At 71.2% G+C, this 21,057-nt stretch carries 21 protein-coding genes; 6 read left to right on the forward strand and 15 right to left on the reverse strand.

What is annotated here, in order from left to right; all coding sequences use genetic code 11:
* Positions 1-14: 14 nt before the first annotated feature.
* Complete coding sequence (locus IEY33_RS02460; protein ID WP_188960611.1) at positions 15-467, reverse strand: GNAT family N-acetyltransferase; 453 nt, start codon at positions 465-467, stop codon at positions 15-17.
* A gap of 126 nt (positions 468-593) precedes the next feature.
* A complete protein-coding gene (gene miaA / locus IEY33_RS02465; RefSeq protein ID WP_188960612.1) occupies positions 594-1,520 on the reverse strand; it encodes a tRNA (adenosine(37)-N6)-dimethylallyltransferase MiaA in 927 nt (308 codons plus the stop codon).
* A 95-nt stretch (positions 1,521-1,615) separates the two neighbouring features.
* On the opposite strand from miaA, the gene IEY33_RS02470 reads away from it, so the two are divergent.
* Positions 1,616-2,017 carry an Hsp20/alpha crystallin family protein gene (locus IEY33_RS02470; RefSeq protein WP_188960613.1) on the forward strand — a complete coding sequence of 134 codons (402 nt, stop codon included), beginning with the start codon at positions 1,616-1,618 and terminating at the stop codon, positions 2,015-2,017.
* A gap of 70 nt (positions 2,018-2,087) precedes the next feature.
* Here IEY33_RS02470 and IEY33_RS02475 read toward each other — a convergent pair whose 3' ends face one another.
* Together IEY33_RS02475 and IEY33_RS02480 are read right to left on the reverse strand one after the other, a co-directional pair.
* Positions 2,088-2,255 (reverse strand): hypothetical protein, encoded by a 168-nt coding sequence (locus IEY33_RS02475; protein ID WP_188960614.1) that lies wholly within the window; start codon positions 2,253-2,255, stop codon positions 2,088-2,090.
* 78 nt (positions 2,256-2,333) lie between these two features.
* Positions 2,334-3,488, reverse strand: a complete 1,155-nt coding sequence (locus IEY33_RS02480) for a S8 family serine peptidase (protein ID WP_188960615.1) — start codon at positions 3,486-3,488, stop codon at positions 2,334-2,336.
* Between the two features lie 143 nt (positions 3,489-3,631).
* Between IEY33_RS02480 and IEY33_RS02485 the strand changes: the two genes are divergently transcribed.
* Together IEY33_RS02485 and IEY33_RS02490 are read left to right on the forward strand one after the other, a co-directional pair.
* Entirely contained in the window at positions 3,632-4,429 is a 798-nt protein-coding gene (locus IEY33_RS02485; protein WP_188960616.1) for an SDR family NAD(P)-dependent oxidoreductase, read from the forward strand.
* Between the two features lie 81 nt (positions 4,430-4,510).
* Positions 4,511-5,662 (forward strand): App1 family protein phosphatidate phosphatase, encoded by a 1,152-nt coding sequence (locus IEY33_RS02490; RefSeq protein WP_188960617.1) that lies wholly within the window; start codon positions 4,511-4,513, stop codon positions 5,660-5,662.
* A gap of 197 nt (positions 5,663-5,859) precedes the next feature.
* Here the strand turns inward: IEY33_RS02490 and IEY33_RS02495 are convergent, their stop codons facing one another.
* Positions 5,860-6,168, reverse strand: coding sequence for a hypothetical protein (locus IEY33_RS02495; protein ID WP_188960618.1), 309 nt, complete (start codon positions 6,166-6,168; stop codon positions 5,860-5,862).
* Positions 6,169-6,298: 130 nt separating this feature from the next.
* On the opposite strand from IEY33_RS02495, the gene alr reads away from it, so the two are divergent.
* Positions 6,299-7,360, forward strand: coding sequence for an alanine racemase (gene alr / locus IEY33_RS02500; protein ID WP_188960619.1), 1,062 nt, complete (start codon positions 6,299-6,301; stop codon positions 7,358-7,360).
* An 18-nt stretch (positions 7,361-7,378) separates the two neighbouring features.
* Here the strand turns inward: alr and IEY33_RS02505 are convergent, their stop codons facing one another.
* The 5 genes from IEY33_RS02505 to ligA form a co-directional block, all read right to left on the reverse strand.
* Positions 7,379-8,419 carry an alpha/beta fold hydrolase gene (locus IEY33_RS02505; protein ID WP_188960620.1) on the reverse strand — a complete coding sequence of 347 codons (1,041 nt, stop codon included), beginning with the start codon at positions 8,417-8,419 and terminating at the stop codon, positions 7,379-7,381.
* 96 nt (positions 8,420-8,515) lie between these two features.
* A complete protein-coding gene (gene trpD, locus IEY33_RS02510) occupies positions 8,516-9,529 on the reverse strand; it encodes an anthranilate phosphoribosyltransferase (RefSeq protein ID WP_188960621.1) in 1,014 nt (337 codons plus the stop codon).
* 79 nt (positions 9,530-9,608) lie between these two features.
* Positions 9,609-10,247 carry an anthranilate synthase component II gene (locus IEY33_RS02515; RefSeq protein WP_188960622.1) on the reverse strand — a complete coding sequence of 213 codons (639 nt, stop codon included), beginning with the start codon at positions 10,245-10,247 and terminating at the stop codon, positions 9,609-9,611.
* Positions 10,248-10,323: 76 nt separating this feature from the next.
* A complete protein-coding gene (gene trpE, locus IEY33_RS02520; RefSeq protein ID WP_188960623.1) occupies positions 10,324-11,748 on the reverse strand; it encodes an anthranilate synthase component I in 1,425 nt (474 codons plus the stop codon).
* A gap of 203 nt (positions 11,749-11,951) precedes the next feature.
* Positions 11,952-14,060: an NAD-dependent DNA ligase LigA gene (gene ligA / locus IEY33_RS02525; RefSeq protein WP_188960624.1), complete on the reverse strand. Its 2,109-nt coding sequence runs from the start codon at positions 14,058-14,060 to the stop codon at positions 11,952-11,954.
* 181 nt (positions 14,061-14,241) lie between these two features.
* Here ligA and IEY33_RS02530 point away from each other — a divergent pair, with 181 nt between their 5' ends.
* Positions 14,242-15,348 (forward strand): BMP family lipoprotein, encoded by a 1,107-nt coding sequence (locus IEY33_RS02530; RefSeq protein ID WP_188960625.1) that lies wholly within the window; start codon positions 14,242-14,244, stop codon positions 15,346-15,348.
* Positions 15,349-15,531: 183 nt separating this feature from the next.
* Positions 15,532-16,197 carry an NAD(P)H-binding protein gene (locus IEY33_RS02535; protein WP_188960626.1) on the forward strand — a complete coding sequence of 222 codons (666 nt, stop codon included), beginning with the start codon at positions 15,532-15,534 and terminating at the stop codon, positions 16,195-16,197.
* A 74-nt stretch (positions 16,198-16,271) separates the two neighbouring features.
* On the opposite strand, the gene sat is transcribed toward IEY33_RS02535, so the two are convergent.
* From sat to IEY33_RS02560, 5 genes are all read right to left on the reverse strand, one after another.
* Positions 16,272-17,423 (reverse strand): sulfate adenylyltransferase, encoded by a 1,152-nt coding sequence (sat, locus tag IEY33_RS02540; protein ID WP_188960627.1) that lies wholly within the window; start codon positions 17,421-17,423, stop codon positions 16,272-16,274.
* Between the two features lie 112 nt (positions 17,424-17,535).
* The gene (locus IEY33_RS02545; RefSeq protein WP_188960628.1) at positions 17,536-18,270 is read right to left on the reverse strand and encodes a phosphoadenylyl-sulfate reductase; all 735 of its coding nucleotides are present in this window, start codon (positions 18,268-18,270) and stop codon (positions 17,536-17,538) included.
* A complete protein-coding gene (cysC, locus tag IEY33_RS02550) occupies positions 18,254-18,802 on the reverse strand; it encodes an adenylyl-sulfate kinase (protein ID WP_188960629.1) in 549 nt (182 codons plus the stop codon). The genes IEY33_RS02545 and cysC overlap by 17 nt, the downstream gene beginning before the upstream one ends.
* Positions 18,799-20,370, reverse strand: coding sequence for a nitrite/sulfite reductase (locus IEY33_RS02555; protein ID WP_188960630.1), 1,572 nt, complete (start codon positions 20,368-20,370; stop codon positions 18,799-18,801). Before IEY33_RS02555 ends, cysC begins: the two co-directional genes overlap by 4 nt.
* Positions 20,371-20,419: 49 nt before the next feature.
* Positions 20,420-20,839 (reverse strand): DUF4395 family protein, encoded by a 420-nt coding sequence (locus IEY33_RS02560; RefSeq protein ID WP_188960961.1) that lies wholly within the window; start codon positions 20,837-20,839, stop codon positions 20,420-20,422.
* Between the last annotated feature and the right edge of the window lie 218 nt (positions 20,840-21,057).

Consider the following 21,057-nt stretch of genomic DNA (forward strand, 5'->3'; position numbering starts at 1 on the left):
TGAACGCCAGGAGTTCAGTCCGGGATGAGGTCCCGGCGGAGCACGATCTTCGTCTCGCCTTTCAGGGTGGTGAGCGTCCCGACGATGTCGAAGCCGGACGTGATGTTCAGGAGCAGCATCTCGCGGTAGCGGTTGTACGTTTCGGTGGTGACGTGTGTGTACCCCTGCGAGGCCAGCCAGTCGTGCTGCGCGGTCATGAGTCGGCGGGCGACGCCCTGCCCGCGCGCGCCGGGGTGCACGCCGCCCAGCCAGCTGTAGAAGTGCGCGTCGCTGCGCCGGTACCCCATCTTGAAGCCGAGGAGGTCGTCGCCCTCCCAGGCGAGGAGCAGCATCAGGCCGGGCTTTTCGGCCGCGTCGGCGGGCAGGGTGCTGAAGTCGTCCCCGTCCCCGAAGACGGCGCGCGCGAGCGGCACGAGGTCCGGGATGAAGGCGGTGGCGCGCGGGCCGGTGAGCAGCTGGAGGTCCATGCGGTCAGGCTAGCCCGGCGCGTGTGGGGGCGCGTCAGGGCTGGGTGTTCAGGGCCGGGTGCAGGTCATCCGGTGTTCACCCCTGCTCGGCCCGGCTGTATTTCAGGCGTTCCGCTCGATCTGGGATCAGGCCTTCAGGTGCAGGTGCCGGGCGAGCTGCCGGGCGGCCTCGTCCGGCGTGAGCAGCGGCGCGCGGAGCTGTCCGCGCATCCACGTGAGCTGCCGCCTGGCGTACTGGCGGGTGGCGAGCGTCACGCGCCGCACCGCTTCGTCCTGCGGGAGTTCGCCGCGCCAGGCGGCGAGGGCCGCGTCGTACCCGAGGGTCTGCCACACGGTCGGGCGCGGCTGCGTGGCGGGGTCCACGCGCGAGGCGAGCCACGCGGCCTCCTGCGGCCACCCGGCGCGGAACATGCGGACCGTTCGCTCCGCGATCCTCGTCTCCAGGTCCGCCTGTGGGGGCGCGAAGGCCGTCACGTGGTACGTGTGGGCGGGCGTGGTGCGGCCGTACTCGCCGGGCCAGCGTCCGGTCGCGCGGTACACTTCCAGGGCGCGCAGCACGCGGCGCGGGTTGCGTTCCATGCGGCGGGCCTCGGCGGGGCTGCTCGCCTCGATCTCGGCGAGCAGGGCGTCCAGGCCGCGCGCCTGCAGTTCGGTTTCCAGGGCGGCGCGGGCGTGCGCGTCACTGCGCGGTGTGAGGGGCAGGCCCTGCAGGAGTGCCGTGAGGTAGAAGCCCGTGCCGCCCACCACCAGGGGTCGCCGCCCACGCGCCAGGATGTCCGTCACGGCCGCTTCTGCCGCGCGGACGTACTGCGCCACGTCGTAGTTCTCGTCGGGGTCGGCCACATCGATCAGGTGGTGCGGGATGCCGCGCTGCTCCGCCGCGTCCGGTTTGGCCGTCCCGACGTTCAGGCCCCGGTACACGAGGAAGGCGTCGGCGGACACGATCTCCACGTCGCCTGCCTGCGCGGCCAGCGCGATGGACAGGCCCGTCTTGCCGGACGCGGTGGGGGCCGTCAGGATCTGGACCGGGGTGGGGGCGGGATCGGCGGGCACGGCGTCACTGTAGCGCCGCGCGGGGAGCGTGTGCCGGGGGCATTTGTGACCTGAACACTCCCGGACCCGCACGGGGCAGGTGTTACCCTGGGGGCATGAACGAGCCTGTCCTCGCCCGGCTGAACCACCTGATGCACCTGCGTGAAGAGGTGGAGGAGGTCGGCACCGCCTTTCCCTGGGAGCCTGCCGCCGACTGGCTGGATCTCGACACGCACCTGCTCCTCGTGATGGACGTGCCGGGCCTCGACCCGGACCACCTGGAACTGCTGGAGGACGGCGACGAGGTCACGGTCGCCGGGGAGCGTGACGAGCGTCTCGGCGGGACGACGCTGCGCCGCGAGCGTCCCGGCGGGCGCTTCAGCCGCACCCTGGCCTTCCCGGAGCCGGTGCTGCCCGGCACGGCCGAGGCGAGCCTGAAGGGCGGCGTGCTGCAGGTGCGGTTCGAGAAGCGCCGCAAGACGTGGCTGCAGCTGGAACCCGGCGAATCCACCCCCTGAGCGGCCGGTTCAGCGGAGCGCCCCCCACATCGCCTGTGGGGGGCGCTTCATGTCAGGACCGGCACGCGGTTCAGGGATTGTTGCGGTTGAGGCGGTACAGACTCAGGCCGTTGGCGATCGCCATGACGAGGCAGATGAGGGCGATGGGCCACTTGCCGCGGCTGGCGCTCGCCAGCGTGAGGATCACCCACAGGGCCGTGAGGACCGCGAGGAAGTACACGCGGAAGTTCTGGTTCATGCCTCCAGTGTAGGCGCCGCGCGCCGGGACGCCTGCCCCCGGCCCCCTACGCACTCCCAGAACCGGACGGAACCGGGATCAGCGGTTCGCGACGAGGCGCAGGGCCGCTCCGGCGTTCACGATGCCGCTCCCGCAGGTGTGCAGGGCACTGGCGGGCTCGCAGCGCCCGGCGGGAAACGGCGCGGCGGACGCCTTCAGGAGGCGCGTCACGTCGGCGGGCTTCAGGGCGGGGTTGACGCCCATCATCAGGCTCGCGACGCCCGCCACCTGCGGCGCGGCGAAGCTCGTGCCGTCCCGCAGGAGCGGCGCGCCCGCACTCCAGAGCGGGAGGGGGTCGGTGTCGGACCCGCCGGGTGCGGCCAGCGCGACGCGCGCGCCCCAGTTGGCGTAGGCGGGGCGCTGCCCGGCGCGGTCGACGGCCGTCACGGTCAGCACGTTCGGGCAGGCGGCGGGCGTGTACCCGGCGGCGTCCCGCCCGTCGTTCGCGGCGCCCGCCACGACGAGCACGCCGCGCGCCGTGACGGCGTCAATGGCGGCTCGGACGCGGGCGTCGCAGCCGGTCAGGGGGATGAAGTCCACGAACAGGCTGAGGTTCAGTACGCGGGCGGGCGTGCGGTTCACGGGCGTGCCGGGCACGTTCAGGCCGCCCGCCCAGCGCACGGCGTCCGCGAGGTCCTGCACGGCGATGGTGCCGTCCGTGCCGGCCACGCGCACGTGCACGATGCGCGCGTCCGGGTTCACGCCGACCGCGCCCCGGCCGTCGCGGGCCGCGCCAATCAAGTTCGCGACCGTCTCCGCGTGGAACGCGAACGGTCCCACGCCGCTCGCGTCGGCGTCGCGGCCGTCCCCGTCGCCGCTGCGGGCGGGATCGCTCACGAAGTCGTAGCCGTTCACCTCGCGCGTGCCGAGCTCGTCGCTTCTCACGTAGCCGGTGTCGAGCACGGCGACGGTGACGGGCTCGCCGGGCGTGACGGCCCACGCGTCCTCTATGTGGATCTGCGCGAGGTTCCACTGCTGCGGGTAGTACGGGTCGCCGGGCGGACGCGGCGTGGGCGCGGCGGGCAGCGGACGGACGGGCGTGCCAGTCGTCGGCAGGGGGGTCGCCGGGGTGGGGGTCGCCGGGAGGGTGGGACGGGGCGTGGTGGTGGGCGGCAGGGCGGGCACCACCACGCGGATGGCGTCCGTCCCGCCGGACGCGAGCAGGGTGAGGGTGAGCAGCGAGGCGCGGATCATGCGGGCAGTCTGCCGCTCGCAGCTGACGCGCGGCTGAGACGCGGCGGGGCGAATCCCTTCACCTCGCCCTGCCCGGCCGGTGCTCTAGCATGCGGCATGACACGAAACGGCAGGGCACCCGCGGCGTTCAGGAGCCTGCGCGGATGACGACCTCCAGCCCCTCCGGCCATCCGGCCGCGCCCCCGGTGGAGCGCCGCACGGTCGTCCTGCTGACCGGCGCGTCGAGCGGCATCGGTGAAGTCACGGCCCGCCACCTCGCCCGGCAGGGGTACGCGCTCGTCCTCACGGCGCGCCGGGCGGACCTGCTCGCGCGGCTCGCGGCGGAACTCGACCCGGCAGGCACGCGCGTGCTGACGGTCGCGGCGGACGTGAGCGTGCAGGCCGACCGCGAACGGCTGGTGCAGGCGGCCGTCGCACGCTTCGGGCGGGTGGACGTGCTCGTGAACAACGCCGGGATCAGCATCGCGCGCGGGCAGTGGTGGGACGCGCCCGACCCGCTGCGCGTGCTGGACGTGAATCTCGTCTCCCCCATCGAACTGGTGCGGCTGGTGCTGCCGGACATGCGGGCGCGCGGGAGCGGGCACATCGTGAACATCGGGTCGGTGGCGGGGCGCGTGCCGACGCACGGCATGTACTCGGCCAGCAAGTACGGCCTGCGCGGCTTCTCGCTGGCCCTGCGGCGCGAACTGCTGGGCAGCGGCGTGGACGTGAGCCTCGTGTCGCCGGGCTTCGTGCGGACACCGCTGACGGGCGGCGCGCGCCTCCCCATGCCGGGACCGGAGATCGTGGCGCGCGCCGTGGCGGAGGTACTCCTCCGGCCGCGCCGCGAGGTGGTCACGCCCCGCCCGTACGGTCCGCTCAGCGTGCTGGACGCCGTGCTGCCGGGCCTGGGGGACGTGATCGTGCGCCGCATCGCGCGCGCCCGCTACCAGCGGTCCTGACCGGACGCCCCGCACGTTCGTGGCGGTGTTCGGTGGGTGCGGATCACCCTCGCGGGACGCGGACGCGCTACACTTCCGCCGATGAGCCTGCTGCGGCCCCTGATTCCTGTCGTCGAACGCGCCGTGATGGGCCTGGACCGTGCGTTCAGCCGCGCCCTGCAGCCCCGCCGGGCGCGCGGCCTGCTGAGCCTGCTGTGCTACTGCGGGTGGGGGTCACCGCAGCGCGTGGAGCTGACGGGCCGCGTCGTGCTGCCCCGCACCCTGAAGCCCGCCACGCACGGCGACCCGCGCTGGCTGAACTTCACGAACATCGTGCGCCGCCTCCTGTCCCGCGAGATCGGCGGGATCGAGGTGCGCGGCACGCTGTACGGCGTGCAGGCGCGCGCCGTGTCGGACGACGACGGCTTCTTCACCCTGTGCTTCCAGGCGACGCCGGACCAGCCGTTCACGAGCGGCTGGCACGACGCTGAACTCACCATTCCCGGCCGGGAACGCACGTCGCACGCCCGCATTCAGGTGGTGGACGACCGCACCTGCGCGTACGGCCTGATCTCCGACCTGGACGACACCGTCATCCAGAGCGACGTGACGCGCATCGGCCGCATGCTCATGACGGTCCTCACCGGCAACGCCCGCACGCGCTCCCCGTTCCCCGGTGTTGGCTCCCTGTACCGCGCGCTGTCCCGGCACACGCCGGACGGCCTGGGACCGGACCTGCCCGCCCCGGCCCGCAGGCGCGGCCGTAACCCCGTGTTCTACGTGTCGAGCAGCCCGTGGAACTTTTTCGACCTGCTGTGGCAGTTCCTGGAGTACCGCCGCATTCCGCTCGGGCCGCTGTTCCTGCGCAACTGGGGCGCGGACCTCCTGACCGGGCACGGCAGTTACAAGCACGCCGTCATCGAACGCATCTTCCATGCGTACCCGGCGCTGCGCTTCGTGCTGGTCGGCGACAGCGGGGAGCGCGACCCGGAAATCTACGCGGAGGTCGCGCAGAAGTTCCCCGGCCGCGTGCTGAGCATCTACATCCGTGACGTGAACGAGGGACGCGGCGACGCGCGCATCCTGCACCTGCGCGAGGAGATGGCACGCATCGGGGTGGACATGGTGCTCGCGCGCGACAGTTTCGCCGCTGCCGCGCATGCCATGGCGCTCGGCCTGATCACGCCCGGTGAGCTGCGCAGCGTCGCGCAGTCCGTGGAGCGCAGCCTGCACCTGCCGATCCTGCCGTTCTGAACGCCGCCCCGGCCAACAGGACCTGAAGAAGGGTTCCGGCGTCATGCCGGAACCCTCTTCTTCCGTCTCTTTCCCGGTCAGGCGGTGACGCTCTCAGCGCCTGACCGGGACGCGTGACATACGGTTTGGTGCTCGCGGCCGGGCGGCGGCTTCGCGTTCTGCTCGGCCGAACGTCAGGAGTTCAGCTCCATCTGGTCTTACTTGTCGAACTTGTCGAATCCGGCGACGCTGCGGCGCTGCGCTCCGCGGGCGTAATCCATCTGCGATTCGACCTGTTCGTGCTGCCCTTCGGTGAAGGTCGTCTCGTGCACCCAGTAGTTGAGGCGCTGCTCGCCGAGCTGCACCCAGTACTTCTGGGCGTCGTCGGCGTCGCGCCAGAAGACGACCTCGTCGAAGTGGTTGGTGACCGCCCAGGCCCGGATGTCGTCGAGGACGCGGGCCGCCTTGCTGGCGGTCATCTCGAAGGAACTGCCGTCCGATTCGTTGCGGAAAGTCACGTCTGCCATGCGTTCAGCGTACCCCGATTATGTGAAGGGCGGCCATCATGTGGCTGGAGGGCCGCGCGTTCGTGAACGTTGCGTGAAGTCCTCTGGACGGGGTGTGGGCGCGCGGGGAGCGGTGCTCTATGCTGCCCGCATGCTGTTCCGCGCCCGTGCCCGCCTGAATGCCGCCGCTCTCGCCGGGAACCTGGAGGCCCTGCATGTCCGGGCGGGCGTGCCGCTGCTGCTGCCCGTCAAGGCGAACGCGTACGGGCACGGGGTCGCGCAGGTGGTTCAGGCCACGCGCGACCTGCCTGCCGTGTGGGGGTACGCGGTCGCCATGCCGCTCGAAGCGGCGGAGGTCGCGGCCATGCGCCCCGGCAAGCCGGTGCTGCTGCTCACGCCTGCCGCGCCGGACGAGATGTCGGAACTCGCGGCGCTGGGCGTACTGATGAGCGTGTCCACCCCGGAGGAGGTGGCGGCCCTGCCTCCGGGCGCGCGGGTGCACCTGAAGGTCGATACCGGCATGAACCGCCTGGGGGCGCGCCCGGAGGACGCCGTGCCGCTCGGGGAGGCGCTGCGGGCGCGCGGTCAGCTGGCGGGCGTGTACACGCACCTCGCAGGTGCGGACGTGCCGGACCTCGCCAGTGCGCGCGCGCAGCTGGAACGGTTCCGGCCGGTGCGGGAGGCGTTCCCGGACGTGCAGGTGCACGCCGCGAACGGGGGCGGCGTCCTGAGCTTCGGGAGGCTGCCCGGCATGACGCTCGCCCGGCCGGGCCTCGTCAGTTACGGGATCGCGCCGGACCACCTGCGGGACGTGCTGCCGCTGCGGCCCGTGCTGAGCGTGCAGGCGCGCGTGGGTGCCGTGCATACGGTCCGGGCCGGTGAGGCCGTCAGTTACGGCGGCCTGTGGACCGCGCCGCGCGACACGCTGGCCGCGACCGTGCAGTTCGGGTACGCGGACGGCTACCCGCGCAACGCGACGGGACACGCGCAGCTCATGATCCGGGGGGAGCGGCGGGCCGTGCTGGGGCGCATCTGCATGGATCAGTTCATGGTGGACGTCACGGGCCTGGACGTGCGGCCCGGCGACTGGCTGGACGTGTGGGGCGCAGACAGCGTTCACCCCAGCGACGTGGCGCGCTGGGGTGGCGTGGCGGAGTACGAACTGCTGACCGGCATCGGGACGCGCGTGGAGCGCCTGCTGGACCTGCCCTGACGGGACCGGCGGCCGGGGTTACTTCTGTGCAGCCCAGAAGGCGTCGAGGGCGGCCGTGACCTTGCCGAGCTGCTCGAACTGAGGGAGGCCGCGCGTGGGCGTGACGCGGACCGCCTGCGCGTTCGGGTGGCTGGCCGTGAATTCCGGGAGGCGGTCGAAGTTCACGAAGGCGTCCCGGTCGTACAGCACCAGGGTCGGCTGCGTGACCCTGCTGTACAGCTGCGTGTACGCGTCCGGCGTGAACAGCAGGCCCCCGATGAAGTGCAGCGGCGCGTAGCGGGCGCCCGGCTGGTGGCTGGTGACGTAGCTGTACTCGACGAGGCCGTCGTCGGGGCGGCCCTCGAAGCTGCCCTTCAGGAAGAAGAAGATGCTGGGCTTGCTGGAGATCAGGGTGTAGAGCGGCGAGGCCCACAGGGGGTTGCTGAGGTTGCCGTACAGGTTTTCGGCCTTCTGCGTGGCGGCCGCGACCTGCGTGCCGCCCTGCGCCGCGCCGAGCCCGGTGGGGCTGATGAGGGCCAGGGTGCGGATGCGGGGTTCTTCGAGCGCGGCGCGGGCCGCGAACTCGCTGCCGAGCGACAGGGCGACGACGTCCACGTCCGTCCCGATCAGGTTCACCATCTGCCGCAGGGCGCGCGTCATGAGGGTGGGGCTGTAGCGGATGTCGGGGCGGTCGCTGGACGCGAAGCCGGGCCACTCCATGGCGTACACGGGCCGCGTGCCGCGGTACGCCTGGAAGAGCGGGCGGACCTCGTAGGCGCTCGCGGCGGCGTTGATGCTGGTGAGGAGCAGCAGGGGGCGGCCCGTGCCGCTCGTGTCGGCGTAGTACCCGACGCGGCCGAAGCCCGCGAGCGGGAAGCTGAACCGGTCGGCCGAGAAGGCGTTCGGGAGGGCGTTGCCGGTGACGGTGACGCCCTGCGCGGTCAGCGCGTCCGGCACGCGTGACGGTGCGGTGGGCGCGGCGGATTGGGTGGTGGCGGGGGCGGCGGCCTGCGCGAGCGCGGCGGCTGTGCCGAGGGCGGCCACGACGAGCAGGGTGGTGAGCACGGTACGCTTCTTCATGAGACCAGTGTCGGCGTCCGGTGGGGCCGCAATGGTCAAATCGTCTACAGTCTCACCGTCTCGTGAAGGGTCCCGGCCCGCTGACCGGAGTTCGTTTCAGGCGCGCGTGTGGGCCGCGTAACGTTCCAGCAGCGTCCACGCCTCGCCGGACGCGAGGATGCGCCCGGCGAGCGTCACGCCCGCCGCGACGCTGTCGGCGCGCCCGGCGAGGTACAGGGCCGCGCCCGAGTTGAGCGCCACGATGTCCCGCTGGGCGGGCGTCCCGCCGCCCTGCAGCACGGCACGCGTGATGACGGCGTTCTCGGCGGGCGTGCCGCCCACCAGCGCCTCCGGCGCGTGCCGGGACACGCCCGCCTCCTCGGGCGTCAGCGTGAAGTCCGTGACGGTCCCGTCCCGCAGTTCCGAGACGGTGTTCTCACCGGACACGCTGAACTCGTCCAGGCTGCGTCCGGCGGGACCGCCGCTCACGACGAGGGCGGCGCGCGTGCCGAGCAGGCGCAGCACGTCGGCCAGCGTGCGCGTCAGGGCGGGCGTGTACACGCCCACCACGAGGTGCGTGGCGCCCGCCGGGTTCGAGAGCGGCCCGAGCACGTTGAAGACCGTCCGGGCCGCCAGTTCCCCCCGGACGGGCGCGGCGTGACGCAGCGCCGGGTGGTAGTTGCGGGCGAACATGAAGCCCACCCCGAGCTCGTCGATCGCCTGAGCGACGCGGGCGGGGTCGGCCTCCAGGTTCACGCCGAGCGCTTCGAGCACGTCGGCGCTTCCGGCCTTGCTGCTCGCCGCGCGGTTCCCGTGCTTCGCGACGGGCACGCCGCCCGCCGCGACCACGAAGGCGGACGTGGTGCTGATGTTGAAGGTGTGCGCGCCGTCGCCGCCCGTGCCGACCACGTCGAGCAGCAGCGGACGCGGCGCGATCGGCAGGTGCACGGCGTTCTCGCGCATCGCCTGCGCGAAGCCCGCGATCTCGGCGGGCGTCTCGCCGCGCACGCGCAGGGCCGCGAGGGCCGCGCCGAGCCGCACGGCGCTGATCTCTCCGGTCATCACCTGCCCCATGTACGCGTGCGCTTCGGTCTGGGTGAGGGTCTCTCCGTTCATCAGGCGGGTGTGCATGTGTGCTCCTCCGGCAGGCGGCACTGCCGTGTTGGGGGTGTGGGAAGGCCGGAACGCGCTCCGGGTCGGTCCGGGCGGCTCAGCGGGCGGACGTGGCGGTGGCGCGGGCGGCGTGGTGGGCGCGCACCTCGCTCAGGAAGTTGCGGAGCATGGTCATGCCGTCCTGCGTGGCGATGCTTTCCGGGTGGAACTGCACGCCGAACATCGGGTACTCGCGGTGCCGGAGCGCCATCAGGATGCGCCGCTCACCGTCCGGGGTGTGGTCCACGGTCCACGCGGTCGGCACGAGTTCCGGCGGGAGTTCCTCCACGATCAGCGAGTGGTACCGCGTGACGCCCGCCTCGCTGCCCAGCCCCGCGAAGAGGCCCTGCCCGTCGTGCTGCACGGTGCTCGTCTTACCGTGCACCGGCACGGGCGCCCGGACCACGCTCGCGCCGAACGCTTCACCCATGCTCTGGTGCCCCAGGCACACGCCGAGCATCGGCGTGACCGGCGCGAACCGCCGGACCACCTCGACGCTCAGGCCCGCCTCCAGCGGCGTGCACGGGCCGGGCGACACCACGATCGCGTCCGGGTTCAGCGCTCCGACCTCCTCGAGCGTGAACTGGTCGTTGCGCCAGATGGTCAGCTGACAGCCGAGCTCACCGAGGTACTGCACGAGGTTGTACGTGAACGAGTCGTAGTTGTCGATGACGAGCAGGTGAAGCGGAGTGGTCATGCGTGGGTCTCCTGAAGGCGGGTGGGCGGGCGGGTCTCCTGAAGGGAAGCGGGCGGGCGGGCCGGGGAGCGGCGGGTCACAGTCCGGCGGCGGCCAGTTCGGCGGCGCGCATGAGGGCGGCGGCCTTGCTGCGGGTCTCGCGTTCCTCTTCGTGCGGGTCGGAGTCCGCGACGATGCCCGCTCCGGCCTGGATGTGCAGCCTGCCGTGCGCGGCGACCATGGTGCGCAGCGTGAGGGCCATGTCGAGCGAGCCGTCGTACGCGATGTACCCGAAGGCACCGCCGTACGGGCCGCGCCGGACGGGTTCCACCTCGTCGATGATCTCCATGGCGCGGATCTTGGGTGCGCCGGACACGGTGCCCATCGGGAGGGCGGACGCGAGGGCGGAGAGGGGCGTCTGTCCTTCGGCGAGGGTGCCGGTGACGCTGGAGACGATGTGCATGACGTGGCTGTACCGTTCGATGCTGAAGGCGTCCTGCACGCGCACGCTGCCGAAGCTGGCGACGCGGCCGATGTCGTTGCGGCCCAGGTCGATCAGCATGAGGTGCTCGGCGCGTTCCTTCTCGTCGGCGAGGAGTTCGGCGGCGTTCGCGTCGTCCTTTTCGGGGGTCGTGCCGCGCCTGCGTGTTCCGGCGATGGGGCGGGTGGTGACGGTGCGGCCGTCGCTGCGCAGGAGGCTTTCGGGGCTGCTGGCGATCAGCGTGACCTCGCCGAGGTTCAGGTACCCGAGGTACGGGCTGGGGTTCACGCCGCGCAGGGCGCGGTACAGCGCGAAGGGATGCACGGTCAGGTCGGCGCTGAAGCGCTGGGACGGCACGACCTGGAACACGTCTCCGGCGCGGATGTATTCGAGGCACTTCTCGACGGCGGCCGCGTACCCGCCTTCGGGGTAGTTGCTGGTGAAGGTGGGGGCGGGGCTGGGGCGGTCGCCGGGCACGCCGGGCAGCGGTCCGCGCAGGCGGCGGACGAGGCGCTCGACGACGCGTTCGGCGGCGTCCCGGTCGTCGGCGACGGCCACCACGAACAGCTTGTGGCCCAGGTGGTCGAAGACGACGACGCCTTCCGGCACGATGAACAGCGCGTCGGGCACGCCGAGCTCGTCGGGGTTCGCGTCGGGCAGCGTCTCGTAGCTGCGGATCAGGTCGTACGCGGCGTACCCGACGGCCCCGCCGATGAAGGTGGGGAGGCCCGCCGGGACGGTGACCTGCCGGGTGGTGCGGCTGTACAGCAGGCCGAGCGGGTCGCGGGTGGGTTCCTGCGTGGGCTGCCCGGTGCGGCTGAGGACGCCGCTGAGGTGCGCGACGCCCGCGCGGAGTTCGAACCTGCCCTGTTCGCCCACCCCGATGAAGCTGTAGCGGCCCATGCGTTCGCCCGCCTCGACGGATTCCAGCAGGAAGCTGACGCCGCCGTCCTGGGTGGCTTTGAGGTACGCGGTGACGGGCGTGTCGAGGTCGGCGGTCAGTTCACGCAGGGCGACGTGTGAGGTGGCAGCGGTGGTCATGGGGTCTCCTGTGGGGGTGAGGGAAGCCAAAAAAAGCGCCCGGTGAGGATTCACCTGGGCGCAGCCTGCGGGGCGTGCGATAGCGGAAGCTACCCAGGAAACCTGGGCCACCACCATGCGCGCACGGACGTCATGCGGGAAGTATAGCGGGTCGGGGGCGGGCGTGCGCGGCAGGTGGTCCAGGGCGGGGGTGCGGGGCCGGGTCAGGCGGGGTCCACGGTCTCCTGCGGGTGCAGTGCAGCCTGGGGTTCCAGGGCGTCCTGGGGTTCAGGGGTGTCCTGGGCCTGTTCGTGACGGGCGGCGCGTTTCTCGCCGATCAGGGCGGTGAGGCCCGCCTCGTCGAGGACCTTCACGCCGAGTTCCTCGGCACGCGTGAGTTTGCTGCCCGCCTCCTCGCCCGCCACGAGGTAACTGGTCTTGCCGGTGACACTGCCGGTCACGCGGCCCCCTTCGGCCTCGATGCTGGCCTTGATCTCGTCGCGGGGGCGGCTGAGGGTGCCGGTGATCACGAAATTCAGCCCCGAGAGCAGGTCGCCGCGCGCTTCCTCGCGCTCCACGGGGTTCACGCCTGCCGCGCGCAGCTTGCGCAGGACCGTCTGCGTGCGGGCGTCCTGCAGGCCCTCGGTGACGCTCTGCGCGAGGGTCGCGCCGAGGCCGGGCACGGCGGCGATCTGTTCGGGCGTGGCGGCGGTGAGGCCGTCCAGGCTCCCGAAGGCGCGGGCGAGCGCCTGCGCGTTCCTCTCCCCCACCCCGGCGATGCCGAGCGCGTTCACGACGCGCCACAGCGGCTTCTGGCGGCTCCCTTCGAGCTGCGCGAGGATGTTCTGGGCTTTCCTGTCGCCGCCGCGTTCCAGGCCGCTCAGCTGCTCGGCCGTCAGGGCGTACAGGTCGCCCGCGTCCTGCACGTACCCGGCCGCGATGAGCTGCGCGGTGAGCTTCTCGCCGATGCCGCGCAGGTCGAGCGCGCCGCGCGACACGAAGTACCGGAGCTGCTCGTAGATCTGCGCAGGGCACTCGCGGTTCGGGCAGTACGTGTTCGCGGTGCCTTCCTCGCGCACGGCGGGCGTGCCGCAGCTGGGGCAGGCGGTGGGAAACGCGAAGGGCTGCGCGTCCGGGGGGCGCTGGTCCTTCAGGACGCGCACGATTTCCGGGATGACGCCGCCCGCCTTGCGCACGACGACGGTGTCCCCCACGCGCAGGTCGAGGTCGCGGATGAAGTCCTCGTTGTGCAGGGTGGCGCGCGACACGGTGCTGCCCTCGATGAGGCGCGGCTGGAGGTGCGCGAGCGGCGCGAGCTTGCCGGTGCGGCCCACGTTCACCTCGATGGCGTCGAGGACGGTGTGCGCCTCCTGCACGGGGAACTTGTACGCGATGGCCCACTTGGGCGCGCGGCTGGTGAAGCCCGCCTCGGACTGCAGGTGCAGGTCGTCGAGCTTGATGACGGTACCGTCCACGTCGAAGGGCAGTTCCGGGCGGCGGGCGAGCAGGTCCGCGTGGTACGCCTGCGCCTCCTCGATGCCCGCAGCCTGCCGGGAGTAGTCGCTGGTCGGGAAGCCCTGCGCGCGCAGCCATTCCAGCACCTCCCACTGGGTGCGGACGGGCACGTTGTCGCGCCGCCCGAGGGCGTACAGGATGGCCTTCAGGCGGCGGGCGCGCGTCACTTCCGGGTCCTTCTGCCGCAGGGCACCGGCGGCCCCGTTGCGGGGGTTCTTGAGGAGGGCCGTGCCGAGCTCCTCGGCCTGCGCGTTGAGCGCCTCGAAGTCCGCGCGGGACAGGTACACCTCGCCGCGCACCTCGACCTCACCCGCGAGCGGCGTTCCGTCCGGGGCGCGCAGGGTACGGGGAATGCCGGGAATGGTCAGGAGTTGCGCCGTGACGATCTCGCCGGTCACGCCGTTGCCGCGCGTGGCCGCCCACTGCAGGTCGCCGTCCCGATAGTACAGGTTGATGCTCAGACCGTCGATCTTCAGTTCGCAGGTGTACCGGAAGTCCTGCCGGGTGTCCTCGTTGAGGGCGCGGGCGAGCCGTTCGCGCCAGCCGCCGAGTTCGGCGTCGTCGAAGACGTTGTCGAGGCTGGTCATGGCGGTGGGGTGGTTCACGCTCTGGAAACCGGGAAGCGGCGCGTCGCCGACCTGCGGGCTGGGGTTCTCGGGGTCCACCCAGTCGGGGTGCTCTGCCTCCAGGGCGCGCAGTTCGCGCAGCAGGGCGTCGTAGGCGTCGTCCGAGATTTCGGGCGCGTCCTGCTGGTGGTAGAGGCGGCTGTGGTGCTGGACTTCCTGCAGGAGTGCCTGGTAGCGGGCCTGGGTGGACATGTACAGAGCGTAGCAGGGCGCGGCGAATCTGACTGGGGACGCTCATTTTGACGCTGTGTCACACGCGATTCTCAGCCGTGGCACGCAGTTGTCTAAATGAAACCTGTTATATTTGCTCATCGGGCGTCGCCGTCAGGTTCTGCCCCGACCACTTCACACCGCACAACCCAAGGAGCACCACATGAAGAAGATGCTGACCATCAGCCTGATCGCTGCCACCGTCTCCAGCATGGCCCTCGCCCAGACCCAGATGCGGGTCGGCATGGCCTACGACGCGGGCGGCAAGTTCGACAAGAGCTTCAACGAGAGCGCCTACAACGGCGCGACCCGTGCCGCGAAGGCCTTCGGCCTGCAGGTCAAGGACTTCGAGCCCAGCGACCCCTCGCAGGTGGTGCAGGGCGTCCGCGCCTTCGCGACGGACGGTTTCGACCTGACGATCGGCGTGGGCTTCAACAACAACGCCAGCATCACCCAGGTCGCCAAGGAGAACCCCGACCTGTCGTTCGGCCTGATCGACGACGTGTCCACCGCCCCGAACGTCGCCTCCCTGACCTTCAAGGAGGAGGAAGGCAGCTACCTCGTCGGGTACCTCGCGGCCCTCAACACCAGCACCAACGTCGTCGGCTTCATCGGCGGCATGGACATCCCCCTCATCCACAAGTTCGAGGCGGGCTACACCGCGGGCGCCAAGGCCGCGAAGCCCGGCATCAAGGTCGTCGCGCAGTATGTCGGCACGACGCCCGACGCGTGGAACAACCCCGGCAAGGCCAAGGAGATCGCCTCCGGCATGCGCTCCAAGGGTGCGGACATCATCTTCGCCGCGGCGGGCGCGAGCGGTAAGGGCCTGCAGGACTACATCAAGCAGGTGCAGTGCATCAAGTCCAACCAGCTGCCCGCCGGCGTGAAGTTCGTCTCCGACAACTTCGCGAAGGTCACGAAGAGCGCCGCGTACAAGGCCGCCTGCGCCGGCACCACGCGCCCCATGTTCTTCATCGGCGTGGACAGCAACCAGAACTACCTGGGCGACTTCGACAGCAACCCCGCCACCCTCAACCACGGCCTGACCAGCATGCTCAAGCGCGTCGACAACGCCGTGTACGCCCTCATCAGCGACGTCAAGGCCAACAAGTTCAAGGGCGGCCAGCGCGTCTTCGCCCTGAAGGAGAACGGCGTCGGCTACGCGATGGACCAGTACAACAAGGCCCTCATCACGAGCGCCCAGGTCGCGAAGGTCGAGTCCGTCAAGGCCCAGATCATCGCCGGTAAGATCACCGTCCCCAACAAGTAATCCTGTCCTTCACGCGCGGTCCTCACGGGCCGCTGCCGTGAACGCAGCACGACCGGCCCCCGCGTGGGGCCGGTCTCGTTTTGCTGCCGCTTCCCAGCCTGCGCCTCAGGGTGCCCGCTGGCCGTGAAGGTCCCTTGAGCGTCCACAAAGGTCGCCAGGACGGGCGCGCCGTACCCTGACGGCATGACGACAACGAACACGGAATCCACTGGTCTTCCCTCTTCGCGGACGGTCGCGGTGCTCGGCGCGGCGGGCGGCGTGGGGCGACAGGTGGTGCACCAGCTGCTGCAGCGCGGCGACACGGTCCGCGCCCTGGTGCGGCGCGAGGAGCAGGCGGACGCGCTGGACGCCCTGGGCGCCGTGACGGTCCTCGGCGACCTGACGGGCGACTGGGAGCGCGTGCTGGAAGGCGCGGACGCGGTGGTGTGGGCGGCCGGTGCGGGCGCGGGCGGTCAGTTCGCGCAGGTGGACGGCGAGGCGCTGAAACGCGTGGCGGACCGGCTCGCGCAGGGCGGCCCCACGCGCCTGATCGTGGTGAGCAGCATGGGCGTGGACCGCCCGGAGCAGATGCCGCCCTTCCTGACGGCCGTGCTGAAGGTCAAGGCGCAGTCGGACGCGCACGTGCAGGCGAGCGGACTGGCGTACACCATCGTGCGTCCCGGCGGTCTCACGAACGACGCGGGGACCGGGCAGGTCACGGTGGGCCTGCCGGTCGCGGGCGGCATGGTGCCGCGCGAGGACGTGGCGGCCGCCGTGCTGGCCGCGCTGGACGACGACGGCACGGTCGGCCGCGTGTTCGAGATGGTATCGGGCGAGACGCCCGTGACGCAGGCCGTGTCAGGCCTCTGACGCTCCGGCCGGTACTTGAAGGAGAGGGGCGGCCCGCCATGGTCAGCGGGCCGCCCCTCTCCTGTTCGCTTCCTTCAGCGGGCGTAGCCTTCGCGCAGGACCTCGGCGACTTCGGGGCGCGTGAATTCGGCGGGCAGGGCTTCTCCGGCGCGCAGGAGTTCGCGGACGCGGGTGCCGCTGAGCACGAGGTGGTGCGTGGCGTCGTGCGGGCAGGTGCGGGGGCTGACGAGCTGCGAGCAGGACTTGCAGTAGAAGGTGTGCTCGAACTTCAGGATCTGGATGCCGAGTTCGGCGGCCGTGAAGTTCTGGAAGATCTCCTGGGCGTCGTACGTGCCGTAGTAGCTGCCGACGCCCGCGTGGTCGCGGCCCACGATGAAGTGCGTGGCGCCGTAGTTGCGGCGCGACAGGGCGTGCAGGATCGCCTCGCGCGGCCCGGCGTAGCGCATGGCGGCCGGGTACACGCTCAGCAGGGTGCGTTCGCGCGGGTAGTACTTCTCGAGCAGGACTTCGTACGCCTTGACGCGCACGTCGGCGGGCACGTCGTCGCCCTTGGTGGTGCCGACGAGGGGGTGCAGGAGCAGGCCGTCCACGAGTTCCAGCGCGACCTTCTGCAGGTACTCGTGCGCGCGGTGGATGGGGTTGCGGGTCTGGAAGGCGACGGTGCTGCGCCAGCCGCGCGCCTCGATGACGCTGCGGACCTCGGCGGGCGTGCGGTGGTGCGCGGGGAAGTGGCCGCGCGGCACGTCGAACAGCGTGACGGGACCGGCGAGGTACACGCTGCCTGCGGCGTTCAGGGCGGCGACGCCGGGGTGGGCGGCGTCGTCGGTGCGGTACACCTCGCGGGCCTCGTGGGTCTTGTCGGGCGTGAACTGTTCCTGCACCTCGATCAGGCCGACGGGCTGTCCGCCGTGCGTGAGGGCGACGGTGCCGCGCGCGGTGCGGGCCTCTTCGGGCGTGACCATCAGGGTGATGGGGATGCTCCAGGGGGTGCCGTCTTCGAGGCGCATGCGGTCCACGACGGAGCGGTAGTCCTTCTCGCCGAGGAAGCCGGTGAGGGGGGAGTACGCGCCGGTGGCGATCATTTCGAGGTCGGCGGCGGCGCGGTCGCCGAGTTCCAGGGTGGGGAGTCCGGCGAGCTCGCCGGGCTGCACGGCGCGGACGCGGTTGACGAGCGTGCCCCCGAGGGGGGTGGGGAGGGTCAGGGTGTCGTGGGTCAGGATGGTCATGGGGGCCTCGGGGAGCGGTGAGCGGGCGGTGAGTTGTGGACAGACTCGGTCAACTATCCGGCGAAAAAAAATCAATACGAGAGCAGCGCGGGCGCGGGCCTCTCCCGGTCGTTCAGAGGCGGTTGTCTCCGGCCCACAGGCCGCACTCGGTCTTGCCTTTCCCGGCCCAGCGTCCGGCACGGCTGTCCTCGCCGGGCTTGACGGCGCGCGTGCAGGGCCAGCAGCCGACGCTCAGGAAACCGTCGTGGTACAGGGGGTTGACGGGCAGGTCGTGCGCTTCGGCGTACGCTTCGAGGCGTTCGCGGGTCCAGTACGCGAGCGGGTTGATCTTGCGGCGCGACCCGCCGTCCTCGACGTAGGGGATGTCGGCGCGGTCGCTCGTCTGCTCGCGACTGCGGGCGTTCAGCAGCGCGGACGGGTTCACGGCCCGCAGGTGGTTCTGCAGCGGCGCGACCTTGCGAACGGCGCAGCAGGCGTCCGGGTCGCTGGCGTACAGGGTGTCGGGCGTCTGCCCGTCGTCGGGGCTCGCTCCGGCATTCAGCGTCACGAAGTTCATCTGCGGGTAGCGGGCGGCGAGCGCGTCGCGGGTGGCGAGCGTCTCCGGGAAGTGGTACCCGGTGTCCACGAACAGCACGTCGCCCACGTACCCGGCACGCGCGGCGAGGTCGAGGAGCACCACGCCGTTCAGGTTGAAGGCGCTCGGCATCACGAGGTCCGGGTGCGCCGCGAGCGCCCAGCGGATCACCTCGGTGGGATCGCTGTCCGGCCGGAATTCGCCCTGCTGCGCCGCGGCCTCGCGGGCGGGGGTCAGGTCGTGGGAGGGAAGCGCTTCAAGCGTGGGTGACATCGTGAACCCCCAGGTGGGTGAGCAGTTCGTTCAGGCAGGCGTCGATGCTTTTCAGGTCGGTGCGCAGGTGCAGGTCCGGGCTGATCGGCGCCTCGTAGGGGTCGCTGACGCCCGTGAAGTGCGGGATCTCGCCCGCGATGGCCTTCAGGTACAGGCCCTTCACGTCGCGGTCCGTCACGACCGACAGCGGCGCGTCCACGAACACTTCCACCGTGTTGGGGAGGGCGGCGAGCACCTCGTCGCGCGTGTCGCGGTACGGGCTGATGGCGCTCACGAGGACCGTCACGCCGTGCCGGGCAAGCAGGCCCGCCACGAACGCGATGCGGCGCACGTTGGTGTCGCGGTCGGCCTTGCTGAAGCCCAGGCCCTTGCTCAGGTTCTCGCGCACGGCGTCCCCGTCCAGCAGTTCGACGCGTTCGCCGCGCGCCACCAGGCGCTCGTGCAGCGCGGTCGCCAGGGTGCTCTTGCCCGCGCCGGACAGACCCGTGAACCACACCACGCGCCCCTCGGCGGGAGGAGTGACGCCGCTCACGCGTTCACCGGGGCCTTGCCGGTGCCGAGCACGGCGTCAGGCACGAAGCGGTCGTGCCCGACACGGTCCGCGAAGTCCGCGAAGGTCTCGTCCGGGAGGGCATTCTGCTTGTAGTCGCTCAGGACGGACGCGGTGTACGTGTCCAGGTCACGCGCGAGCACGACGCCCTTCAGCTTCGCGCCGAGCCGCTGCGCGTGCCCGATGCCGCCCGCGAGGTGCACGCCGTACGCTTCTTCCTCCACGCCGTCCGCGTTCTTGCGCAGCGATCCCATGAAGCCCAGGTCCGCCACCTGATAGCGGGTGCAGGCGTTGCTGCAGCCGGTCAGGTTGATGGTGACGGGCAGCTGCGGGAGCGCGAGACCGCCCGCTTCGAGGTGGTCGATCAGACCTGCGGTGCGGGCCTTGGTCTCGGTGAGTGCGAGGCGGCAGAACTGCGTGCCGGTGCAGGCGATGGTGGTGCCGCGCATGCCGGTGTTCGGCGCGAGGTCCAGCGCCGCGAGTTCGGCGCTGAGGGCGGCCGGGTCCTGCACGTTCGGGATGAGCATGTTCTGGAAGGGCGTGTTGCGCAGTTCGCCGCTGCCGTACCGTTCGGACAGGTCCGCGAGCGCGCGGGCCTTCTCGGGGCTGATGCGGCCCACGGTGGTCGCCACGACCACGTAGCTGCCGCCGCCCTTCTGGTCGCGCACGCCGAGCACGTCGTTGCCGCCGAAGCGCGCGACGGGCGCGGCCGGGCCGTCCTGCAGGGGGCGCTTCAGGTACTCGGTCTCGACGATCTCGCGGAACTTCTCCGGCCCGAGGTCCTTGATGAGGTACTTCAGGCGGGACTTCTTGCGGTTCTGGCGGTAGCCGTGGTCACGGTACGCGCCCGCGATGGCCATGGCGACCTCCACGACCTCGTCCTGCTTCACGAACACCCCGAGGCGGCGCGCGAGGTGCGCGACGGCACCCAGGCCACCGCCGACCCACACGTCGAAGCCGACCTCGCCGTTCACCTCGTGCGCCAGGAAGCCGATGTCGTTGATGAGGTGAATGCCTTCGAGTTCGGGAGAACCGGTGATGCTGATCTTGAACTTGCGGGGCAGGTCGCCGAACGCCGGGTTGCCGGACAGTTCACGGTCGAGGTCGTTCGCGAGGGCGGACACGTCCATCACCTCTGCGGCGTCCAGACCCGCGATCGGGCTGCTGATAACGGCGCGCACCGTGTCGCCGCAGGCGCCGCGCGTGTGCAGCCCGACCTTCTCGAGGCGCGTGAAGATGGTGGGGATGTCCTGGATGGTGAGCCAGTGGAACTGGAAGGCCTGCCGGTCCGACACGTCGAGCGTGCCGCGCGCATAGTCCTCGGAGATGCTGGCGATCTCGCGGAGGGTGTCGGCGGTGTACGTCGCGCCGGGCACCTTGACGCGCATCATCAGGAAGCCGTCCTCCTGGGGTTTCTGGGGGTACACGCCGTACCACTTCAGCATGTCGATCCACTCGGGGTCGATGACGCCCTCGCGGGCGTAGACGTGAATGTCGTCGATGATGTCGAAGGGCGGCTTCTCTTTCTTCAGGCGTTCGATGTCGGACATGGTGGACTCCGGTGGGTGGCGCTGGGGTGCAGGTGTGTGGGGGGAGGGTTCAGCGGCTGAGGCGGTAGCGGAGCATGCGGTACTGGAAGTACATCAGGCAGCCGACACAGATGTGCGCCGTGAGGTTCAGCAGGGCGAGCGCGATCACGATCACGCCGAGCACGACGCTCAGGCTGCCCAGGCCCAGCAGGCCGCTGACGCCGGACGCGAGCAGGAACACGCCGCCGACGCCCTGCGCGAAGTGGTGCGCTTCGGGCGTCTCGTCGACGATCTCGGGCTTCAGACCGAAGGCCGGGCCGAGCGTACGGTACAGGGCCTTCATGGGGCTGAGGGCCGGGTTGACCGCGCCGAACAGCATGGCCGCGCCGAGCAGCGCCGCCAGCCACGGCTGCCGCAGCACGAGGGCCACGGCCGTCACCGTGACGACGGTGATCTGGTTGAATTTGAGGGCCGAGAGGTCAGTCTTCATCACTGATGAAAAAGGTACACCATCTAAGAGACAAAAATCATCAACTTGTCTGCATTTCGCGGCCCGGCGCATCCCACACACTGCAACCCGGTGAGGGACGCCCACCCTCCCCCATCCCGCCCCGGCCGGCGTCGCCACCCGCGCCCACCGCCAGCACCCACCGCATGCCGCCCGGTTCAGACAGATTCCGGTGAACTCCCCCGGTCTGTGCAGGGTTC

It is taken from the genome of Deinococcus aquiradiocola, assembly GCF_014646915.1.
Taxonomy (GTDB): Bacteria; Deinococcota; Deinococci; order Deinococcales; family Deinococcaceae; genus Deinococcus; species Deinococcus aquiradiocola.